Source organism: Bacillus sp. FSL M8-0025 (assembly GCF_037975475.1).
GTDB classification, from domain to species: Bacteria; Bacillota; Bacilli; order Bacillales; family Bacillaceae; genus Bacillus; species Bacillus subtilis.
Genome location: NZ_CP150258.1, coordinates 1,769,057 through 1,780,625, shown reverse-complemented (window position 1 = coordinate 1,780,625; position 11,569 = coordinate 1,769,057). Strand labels below are relative to the sequence as shown.

At 46.9% G+C, this 11,569-nt stretch carries 1 protein-coding gene (only partly in view); it reads right to left on the bottom strand.

Annotated features, from left to right (window positions below):
• Window positions 1–2: 2 nt before the first annotated feature.
• On the bottom strand, window positions 3–11,569 hold the 3' portion of the coding sequence (gene pksL / locus MKX38_RS09110; RefSeq protein WP_339189225.1) for a polyketide synthase PksL. It continues 2,062 nt past the right edge of the window; the window shows 11,567 of its 13,629 coding nt (coding positions 2,063–13,629); its start codon lies off the right edge, out of view; it ends in the stop codon at window positions 3–5.

Below are 11,569 nucleotides of genomic sequence, written 5' to 3'. Positions count from 1 at the left end.
TCTTATTTGAAAGTTTTCCAAAACATATCTTTAGAAGCCCCTGTGTCTGAATGCACTTTTTCCTGCACGTTTTGAGCTGATGGTTTGATTAAAACGGGCTGCCTATTTAATTCCGGCAAAGGCAGAGGTTTTCTTCTAATTGGACGAGCAACCGATTCATTCCAGGCTTCTATAATGAGATGGGCGTTCGTTCCGCCATCTGCAAAACAATTAATTGCCGCAGCCGGCGTTGTCTCCTTCCACTCGGCTTGCGATCTGCTGAAATACAAATCTGTCTTTTCTATATCAAAATACGGCATATTTTCATTACCTGACAGGAATGGAACCAATTGTCTATGCTTCAGCATTAAAGCTACTTTAATCAGGCTCGCAATCCCCTCTGCACATAATGGATGGCCGATGTTAGGTTTCACCGATCCCAGCCCTAACGGAGCCTTTGATTCAGAACGGTAAATGGACTGGATTGCCTTTAATTCAAGTAAATCTGTTACTGCCGACCCCGATCCGTTCGCTTCGAGATAGCTGATCTCTTCAGTCTTTTTGCCGCTTTTTTCAAGCGCTGACAGCATGACGTCCTTTTGTGCCTCGAGATTCGGAGATGATGGGCCAGCCGTTCTTCCATCATTATTAATTGCTGCAGCCTTAATGACTGCATATATGGAATCTCCGTCTTCAAGCGCTTGGCTGACGGTTTTGACGAGAACCATGCCCACGCCTTCTCCTAAAATGACACCGTCTGCCCGCTTATCAAAAATATGGAATGACGGTTTGTCACATAAAAGTCCGCGCTCATGAAACATTCGATGCGCATCAGCATCAAGCAAACTGACGCCGCCTACAACCGCTGCCTCAATATCTCCGCTTCGCAGAGCCTGAATGGCCATATTCAGCCCCACCAGTGCAGAGGAACAAGCGGTATCCAGGACAATACTCGGTCCCTTCAAGTCAAAAAATTGTGAGATGTTAGCCGCTAAATAGTTTTGTCCGCCAGCGACTATCGGATTTTTTGCTTTTGAAAGACTGGCCGGATCAGGCTTGTGCTGGCTGCGGCCTCCTATATAAACACCAGCCCTCATGCCTTTCACTTCTTTCTCTGTATAACCGGCGTGATACCACAGCTTCAAGCTTTCCTCCAATACAGCCAAAGCTTGAGGGTCCATCGCTCTGACATCGTTTTCGGACATCATGAAGAAATCATGATCAAATTGGTTCATTTCATCAATGAGGCCCGCGTAATTTGAGCTGGAGTTCCCGAATCGTTCAGGCGGAACAGGCGCAATCGCAGACCGTCCATCACGTATTAGTTCCCAGTATTCCTCTAGGGTTTCCGCTCCTGGGAACCTGCAACTAAGACCGATGATAGCGATGTCCTCAGCAAGAAGTGCCGTTTTTTCATGGCTTATCTGTTGCGGCCGCTGTTCTGGCACCGGCTTCTGTTTCATTGCTGATTGCGGCTTGAAAGGTGTCTGTTTCTCAGGAACAGATGGCTGTAAAACAGCTGATATGTCATATTTCGAAATGAGCCAGTGTGCAAAGGATTCTATTGTCGGGTATTCAAACAAAATTGACGGATCAATATCTCCATTTAATTGTTGGTTCATCTGCTGTACCAGCTGGGCCAATATAATCGAGTCGATTCCGTATTCTTGGAAAGGTTCATCCGTTTCAAAGTCTTCTGCAGCTATTTTCAGTTCATCTGAAAAAAGAGTTACGAGCCAGTCGACTGTTTCAGGGAACAGGTTGCGAGTGCTGGTTTGCTCTTTCGTCTCAGGATGCGAGAGAGCTTCGACAGGCATTGACGGCTGCATCAGCTTATCCGGCTTCCAAACGTTTGTATCTGGTACTGCCGGCAGCACGACAGCATACTGTCTGTCTGATAGAATCTGGTCAAGCAGCTGTAATCCCTCGTCGTTTGTCAAACTGATCAATCCAGTTTGTTCTAAAGCTTTGCTTCGCACCTCGCCTAAACCGGTCTCCTTCCAGTTTGGCCACTGAATGCTTACAATGGGACATTTATCTTGATGAGCCTCCGCAAAATAATCCATAAAAGCATTTGCCATCGCGTAATCAGCTTGTCCTGCTGCTAGTGCAGGGATGGCCGCTGATACTGATGAAAACAAGGTGAAAAACGCCAATGGTTCATCTTGAAGCAGGTCAAACAACGTTTGCAGACCTTCGACTTTCGGTTCAAGCACCTGTCCGATCTCTTCTAGTGATTTTCTGATAAAAGCCGGGTTTTGTTTGTTCACCATCCCGGCACAATGGATGACTCCGCCAATCGCCCCCATTGTTTCGTGTATTGTCTTCAGGCTCTGTTCGACAGCAACCCTGTCTGTGAGATCCAGAGACAGCACCTGAACTTGCGCACCCATGTCTTCTAGCTCTTGAACGGCTTTTATTTTCTCGGCAAGCGAGGAAATTTTTACCGAATTCCACTGGTCACGCGGTGGAAGCTCTTCACGGCCGATAAGGACCAGCCGCTTAACGCCGTATGTTTTCACAAAATGCCGCGCACACAGCAAGCCGAGACCTCTTGTCCCGCCTGTAATGAGCAGGACTTTGTCTGTTGAAAACGATACTTGCTTATGACTTAGAGCGGCTTCTGCTGGCTGCTCTGTCAAATATGCGCGATATCGCTGTCCGTTTCGATAACAGACTTCTGATTCTGTGCTCTTGGCATAATATTCAACTGCAATCAGTCTGGCCAGCTCCTCATGAGAGGCTTCGCATTCCATATCTGCATGTCTTGAAGTAAGATGGCTGTACTCACTTTGAAGCATGCGGTATAAACCGGCCCGTGAAGCACCAGACAAAATAACACCCTCATTTGCGTAGGCCTCCAGCCCCTTTGTTACACCCAAGACCGTCAAATGATGCTTGCTTGCACGTCCTTGCTCGATCAGCTTTTGGAGCCAGTTTATCCAGCCCATAGAATGCTCATGGCTCGTTCCGCACCCGATCAGATCGATTGCTCCAGCAACGTGTTCATAGTCAGCAGCAGATACCCGATCCAGCTCTTGGCTGTCAAATATACGGTATGTCGAGAAATACGTCGAAAGCTCTTCCGCTAATGCCATTGTCTCCTCATTTGCCAAAATGGCGACGGTTTGATTCGTCATTTCTGCCGGTTCAATCGGACAAGGCTGCCACTGTTTACGCAGAAAGCAGCGCTTTGGCATCAGTTCGAATTGAGGCATTGCTGTAGCAATGGTTTCGGGTTCGCCTTCTTGAGTTGGCAGCCAGTAATACTCTTCCGCGAACGGATAAGCAGGCAGGCTGATTCGGCGAGGCGTGTATTCCCCATAAAGCTTGTTCCAATCTATCTGCAGCCCTTTCACCCATAGCTCTGCTACTTTCTCCAGCCTTTTTTTCTCTATCCATGTTTGCAGCAATGCTTTGGCATCATGATCCGTTTCAAACAGCTTGATTTCGCTCTTCTTCGTTTTCACGTGAGCAGCAAATATGCTGCCGTTCGGCATTTCAGCCAAATAATCATCTAAAGCTTTGATCAGCATTTCTCTCGAATCCGCCAAAAACGCCATGCGATAATCCATTGCTTCCCGGCCCGTCTGAAGTGTGTATGCCATATCCTCCAGATCGATATCTTCATTGGAAGTTACGAAATCTTTCATTGCTTCCGCATAGGCCTTCAATTGCTTCTCTTTTTTCGCTGAAAGTACAAATAATGCTGAGCGGTGCTGCTTTGTTAATGGATCGCTCCTCTTTTCAGGCTGATATTCCTCTATCACGATATGGGCATTCGTTCCGCTATATCCGAAAGAGCTCACACATGCTCTCCGCGGTTTTCCATCACCCGTTTCCCAAGGCTTAAGCTCCGTATTTACGTATAAAGGAGAATGCTCAAATTCAAAATGCTCATTCGGTGTCGTGAAGTTCAATGTCGGCACAAGTGTTTTATGATTCATGCATAATAACACTTTTTGAACCCCGGCTACTCCTGCCGCCGCGGATGTATGGCCAATATTGCTTTTGACGGAACCGATTGCGCAAAACTGCTTTTTGTCTGTTTTTTCTTGAAATACGGTGGACAGAGCTTCTAATTCAATTGGATCGCCTTGTTTTGTTCCTGTGCCATGCATCTCGACATAACTGATACTCTCAGGATGTATGCCGTATGTTTCATATATGTCTCTTTCCAGGTCCATTTGGCTTTTTGCACTCGGTGCCGTGATTCCGTTTGTTTTCCCGTCCTGATTAATACCCGAGCCAATGATGATGCCATAAATATGGTCACGGTCCGCTTCTGCATCTTTCAGCCTTTTCAGAACCAGCGCACCCGCACCCTCGCCGGGCACAAAACCATTCGCGCCATTGTCAAATGCTTTACATTGTCCATCAGGTGAAAGCATGCCGGCCTCACACATACTGATGTAAGATTCCGGCGTCAGGTATAAGCTGACCCCGCCGACCAGCGCCATATCAATTTCTTTGTTTATAAGTGCCTGCCGCGCTAAATGTGTGCCGACCAATGAAGATGAACAAGCGGTGTCAATAGGAATCGCAGGCCCTTTTAAATTAAGAAAATATGGAATACGCGCCGCAGCGATCGCAAAGCTGTTCCCGGTGGCATTTGCTCTTGCCTGCCGGTTCAGTATGACCCCGTATTCATTGCTCATAATGCCGAGATATACACCGCATTTTTTCTCATTTAAAGTTCGGGCGTTGTACCCAGCGTCCTCAAAGGCTTTATAGCCTTCCTGCAAAAAGATTCGATGCTGCGGGTCCATCAGTTCAGCTTCTGACGGCGGAATATTAAAAAACAACGGATCAAAATGTTCAATATCATCAAGCATCCCCATTGATTTGCAATAGACTTTCCCTTTTTTGTTGAGGACAGGATCATAGTATTTGTCAACATCCCACCGTGATGTTGGAATGTCCCGAATGGCATTTCTCGCATGAACCAGGTTATCCCAGTACTCTCTTACATTACGAGCGCCCGGATATCTTCCCGACATCCCGACAATCGCTATCGCATCCTCCGGGCGGTCTTGATGAACAGGAACCGTTTTCTTCTCATGTTCTTTCTTTATTGGATGTTGAACAGGCTGAAGGGGCCGTTCTGCCGGCTTTGGATGAGATGGTGCTGCTGGCTTTTGCTGGGCTGCTTCGAAAGAGTCAGTATGCTCTATCTTTCTATCAAGATGAGTTCCAAGCTCGGACTTTAGCATTTCAGCAAAATCACGTATCGTTGGATAATCATATACCCTGGTTACCGTAAAAGACGTTCCGTATTGCTTGTTCACCGCTTTTATCCATTCGAGTCCGGTAATCGAGTCCATTCCGATATCTATGAACGCTTCGTCAATATCCACCTCGTATGGCTCCATGTATAACACGTCTGCTATGCTTTCCCTCAAGTTTTCATGCAGCGTTTCAATTGCTACAGCATATTGTCTTGATGCAGATATTTCTGCCGCTGCATATTGAATCGTTTCTTCAGCTTCCTCTTGCACTGGCTGATGATGTTCTAACGGCTGCAGAGATATATTAGCCGGTTTAGCAGCAGGTACCGCTGTTTTTTGTCTGATCGGCGTGTACGTCTCCGTTTGTTTTTTCTCCCCAGCTTGTGTGCTTAACTCGTGTGCTAAGTAAACAGCGAAATCACGTGTGGTCGGATAATCATATACCTTTGTGACATTTAGTGATGTGCCATACTGTTTATTTATTGCTTTTATCCATTCGAGCCCGGTAATCGAGTCCATACCGATATCTATGAATGCTTCGTCTGGATCAATCTCGTTTTGGTCCATGTACAGCACTTCCGCTAAGCCCGCTGTCAGTTCATCGCACAAGGCTTCCGCAGTGATCGTCTCTGTTTCTGTATCTGATGGAACACGCTCTAAACGATCCTGATTGGTCATTAAAGGCTGTAACGTAATATTGGCAGGCTTGCTGCTGGCTTCTCTGGTTACAGACGGCTTTGGAAGGACAGGCTGTACCGGAACGAATGGCTCCTCCGTTCTTTTTTCCTCAGCCATTGCATGTACGTCTATCCAATAGCGATCTCTTGCGAAAGGATAGACAGGTAAACTGATGCGCCGCGGTTTTTGATTCTGATATAGCGTGCTCCAGTCGATTCGCAAACCTCTTACCCACAGGTCTAAAACCTTCGCATATTTTCCTTTTTGCAGCCATGCCTCAATTGTTTTTGACATATCCTCATCAGCAGCAAAAGCAGCAATGGCCTCTTTGTTGCGCTTTACTTGTCCGCGATAGACATATTCACGATTTTCTGTTCCGGAGATACATTCATTCAGCTTTTCTTCAAGCTCCCGCATCGATTCCGCAACGAACGCCAGCCGTTCGTTCATCGCTTCCCGTCCGACTTGCAGTGTATAGGCAATTCGGTGTAAATCTGCTTCAGCATATGTTTGTTCACGAATGGCATGCAGCAATCGCTCCGCGCGTTTCTGAAGTCTTTCCTCATTTTTTGCTGAGAGCACAATGACAGCCGGCTGTTTCCTCGCTGGTAAACGCTCCTCCACAGGTTCCGGAGCATACTCTTCTATTAAAATATGGGCGTTCACACCTCCGGCACCAAATGAAGAGACTCCTGCGATTCTCGGTAATTCGATGTCTTTGCCATTGACACTGATGATCGGCCTCTTCCACTCTTCTAGCTCTTGCTGTACTTTAAACGGCGAGTTAAGGAAATCAATATTCGGGTTCAGCACGTTTGAATGCAGGGAAGGCGCAAGCTGCCTGTATTTCATTTGGAGCAATACCTTCGTTACTCCTGCGATACCTGCCGCACTCTCACAGTGCCCGATATTTGATTTGGCTGACCCTATTGCACAAAATTGTTTGTCATCGGTTTCTTGCGTAAACACTTTGGACAGCCCTGTGATTTCAATAGGATCACCGAGAGAGGTTCCCGTGCCGTGGGCTTCGATGTAACTGACTGTCCGCGGATCAACCTTCGCTTCCACAAACGCCTTTTTGATGACATCTGCTTGGGCATTCGGATTGGGAATTGAGTACCCGTTTGTTTTTCCCCCGTGGTTGATGGCTGTCCCCTTAATGATTCCATAAATGTGATCACCATCTTCAACTGCTTTAGACAATGGCTTCAAAAGCACTGCTCCAACGCCTTCCCCCGGCACATAGCCGTCTCCGCCCTGTCCGAAGCTTTCACATCGGCCTTTGCTGGACATAAATTTGTTCTGCCCGAGCATCAAATATTTATTTGGATGGATTGACACATTCACGCCGCCCGCGAATGCCGCCTCACACTCTCCGCGCTGCAGGCTTTGGCAGGCCAAGTGGATAGCCGTTAAAGAAGAAGAACACATGGTGTCTAAAGCAATACTCGGTCCGTGAAAATCAAAATAATAAGATACTCGGTTCGCGATGGATGATGGATTTCCCGTTAAAGCCAGAGACCTTCCCCGCACCTGCTCTTGTGCCCCGTACAGCTGATATTCTTCGTACATGACACCGACGTAAACACCGACGCTTCCGCCAAGCTCCGAATCACGCTTACGGCCGAGATGCTCCCTTGTATAGCCTGCGTCTTCCATCGTTTCATACACACACTGCAAAAATAAACGCTCTTGAGGGTCCATTAATTTTGCCTCACGCGGCGAAATATGGAAAAACTGCGGATCAAACTTGTCTACATCCTTCAAGAAGCCTCCCCACTTGCTGTAGGTTTTTCCAGGCTTGTCTTTATCTTCGTCATAATAAAGACTGTGATCCCAGCGGTCTGCAGGAATTTCAGTAATACAGTCTCGACCGTCTCTCAGGTTCTCCCACAATTCATTAATGTTGTCTGCCAGTGGATAGCGCCCTGAGATACCGATGATCGCAATTTCCTCTGTTCCCTTTTCTCTTAACTGTTGTTGCCCTTTTTCTTGCAAAGGAAAGAATCCAGACTTTCTTGGGGCAACAGAGATTTCTCTCTTTTCAGGCTCTGAATCAGTTTTTGTATTTTCCGCAGCAGAAGGTTTTCCTGTTTCAATTCCCAAGATGTCCAGCAGGTTTTCTCTGCGGGAATCAATAAAATACCGTGTTAATGAGCGAATATCCTGATATTCAAAGAACAGCGTCTTGGACAAAGAACCGAATACTTTTTCTAATTGACCTGTTATATGCATGATCATGATAGAATCGATCCCGTAATCCTCGAGAGGAGCTTCAGCATCAATCTGGCCGGCTGGCAGCTTAATCACCGAAGAAAGCACCTGTTTAAAATAGTTCTCCGCTTTTTCTCTTAGTATCTCTTCATCAGCTTCCCCGATCATGTCTGCTTTTTCTGCCTCCTGATTGAGACTGCTTTTTTTGATATTGTGAGATTGGCCTTTGCCATGTCCCGTTTCATGTAAAAATGCACGAATCCGATCAGTAACACCAGAAGCAACTAACACTTGCGGGTTTCCTGACGTCCAGCCATGATATAGCGCCTGAATCCCACGATCTGTTTCCATGGCCACCATGCCTGTTTCTCTTTTCAGCATCCTTGCAGTTTCCGCATCAATTTGCATGCCCCCGTCTTTCCACAGCGGCCAGCACACTGAAAGAGTTTTTCCGTAACGCTTGTGCAGCTCTGCTTGGCCATTACGATATTCGCTAAATGCATTCATAAATGCATTGGCCATTGCGTAATCAGCCTGTCCCGCGCTTCCTACTGCTCCGGCACCTGAGGAAAAAAGGATAAAGAAATCGAGCGGAATATCTTTCGTTGCTTCGTCAAGGTGAACCAGTCCTGTGACCTTTGGAGCAAGAACGGTTTGAACCTCTTCTTTCTTTTTCTTCATAATGAAATTATCTTTTATTAAACCGGCGCTATGAATGATGCCATCTAAGTCTCCGTAAACGTTTTGGGTTTCTTTTAATAAGGCATCAACCGCTTGTTTGTCAGCCAGATCAGCTTGTCTGTAAATCGCTTGGATGCCAAGTTTCTGTAAGGCTTGAAGCTTCTTCTTCTTCCTTTCATCAAGCGGAGAGCGTCCTGTCAGGATCACAACCGCGTCATTCGTTTGGTTCGCAATTTCAGTTGCAAAGATGAATCCAAGACCGCCTGCACCGCCTGTGATCAGATACACGCCTTTATCCTTCCATGGCATATCAGCTCTTAGGTGCTCACCAGACACTTCTTTCCACTTGCTTACAAATCGCTTCCCTTGCCAGTGGCGGATATGCGTGTCACGCGGATAGCGTCTGTTTTCCTCCAATATTTCGAATAGGTCACCAGCTGACATCCCGGTCTCTATTTCGATCAACTGTCCTGTCAGTTTTGGATTTTCCAGTTCAGCCGTTTTGAGCAATCCAGTTAAGCCGCTTAATAGCTGAGGCTCGTCCAACGCAGGCACCGCCACTTGAATGAATGTATGTCCCCCTGTTTTTGAGTGCATTAGCTGTTTGATTTCTTCAAATAACTGTATGGCATAACCTTCAAACCGTTCATCAATTGTCTCTGTATCATGCTGCAGAACTGTACAGTCAAGATGATTTTGGAGGCTTTCCATTTGTTCTCCAACATCACAGACAACGACTTTATGTGTGTCGTACTCTATGAGCTCTTTCCTCTCTGCAGCACGTTCTTCCCAAATATGTTCGAACAATAGCGTGTCAGTCGCTTCAGAAGGATCTTCTTGACCTGTTTCTAACACTCTTGCAGAATAGCCCGTCAATCGCACGCAAACCTGCCCCTCTTCATTGCATAAATCGATATCAAGCTTCTGCATACGATCCCCAGCTGTACTGCCCTCGCTATATGTGATCCGCGCCCACATAGATGCCTCGCAGCCTTTGAAGATTTGGACATCCTGTATGGCAAAAGGCAGCATTGCCTTTCTGTCTTCTAAACTCGTAGCTCCTCCCAGCCTCAAACCGATAGATGCTTGAAATGCCGAATCTATCATGCTCGGATGCAGAATATAATGGTCTTCTGTATCAGAGATTACAGGAGGCATCGTCAATTTCACTAGAACTCCGTTTTCGCCGGCATATAGGCTGTCGATCGCTCTGTGGCTGTCACCATAATGAATACCCATTTCTGTATAAGCCTCGTAGCAATCAAAAGGTGACAGCGTACGGCCATTATAGCTTGCCTTCAGTTCTTCAATGTTGATAACCGGATTTTCACCAGCCTCACAAAGCACTGCACTCCCTTGCCCATATACAATCGGCGACTCCTCTGCGCTTTCAGGGTCCCGGCAGATTTCAAATGTAATCTCACCATTCTCCTCAGGATATAGACGTACATCTATATCTTTCTGCTGTTCTGTGACGGTGAACGGCCGGACCCAGACGATATTCCGGAGCCGGAATCCTGTCGGGAACTGATCCGCAGCTGCCCTTTCCACAGCTGCCCGAACCATCTCCAATAAAGCTGCGCCAGGTAAAATGTGTTCGCCCTTTATGACATGATCCTTCAAGAAAAATTCACGTCCTGTAAACGCTGAACGGAAGCGGACACCCGATATGTCGGACACATTTTGATGCAGGAGAGGATGCAGGATGTGTCGCTCCTCCTTTAAACGATCAGTCTTTTTCTCCGCTTTCGGCACCCAATAACGCACCCTCTCAAATGGGTAAGTCGGCAGGCTGATCCGCTTTGGTTTGTTTCCGTCGTAAAGCAGCTTCCAGTCAACCACAGATCCGTTCGCCCACTGCTCCGCAATTTGATCGAGTTTTCTTTGCTCCAGCAATTTATGTACCGATTCGGCGGGACGCGATGGTTCGCTTCCTCTTGACACGCGGCCCTTCCAGCAATGCTGAATGGTTTTTTGTCCTTCTATAAAAGCCTTCAATTGGTCGCTTAATTCTTGAATTCCGGATGCTAAGAAAGAAACCCGTTCTTCCATTGGTTCACGGCCTACCTGCAATGTATACGCCAAATCTCTAATCTGAATCCCATCATGAAGAAAATCCAAGAGACGTTTTACATATACACGGAGACGTTCTTGATTACGGGCAGAAAGCGGAATAACTGCGAATATGTCAGAATCTGAGGACAAAGAAACGTCCTGCTCCGCTGCTTGAGGAATATATTCCTCAAGGATAATATGTGCGTTTGAACCAGTTGCTCCGAAGGAACTGATACCAGCCCGCCGCGGATAAGGGACCTCTTCCCCATTCTCCTTGATAACAGGCTGCTTCCACGTTTCTGTTTCATGCTGTACATAAAATGGAGACTTTTCAAAATCAACGTAAGGATTCAGTTCTTCCGAATGCAAAGAAGGCACAAGTTTTTGATGGTGAAGCTGAAGGGCAACCTTGCTTAAACCACTGATCCCCGCGGCGGATTCGGCGTGCCCAATGTTTGACTTTACAGAACCGATTGAACAGAACTGCCGATCCTGCGTATATTGGCGGAACGCTTTCACTAATCCCTGTATTTCGATCGGATCTCCTAAGGACGTGCCGGTTCCATGGGCTTCCACATAACTGATCGTCCGCGGGTCGATTCCCGTTTTCTCCAAGCATGTCTCAATCAGATCAGCTTGAGAAACAGGACTCGGCACTGAAATGCCGCTTACAGTGCCCACATGATTCACAGCACTTCCTTTAATAACTGCATAAATGCGATCTCCGTCTTCCT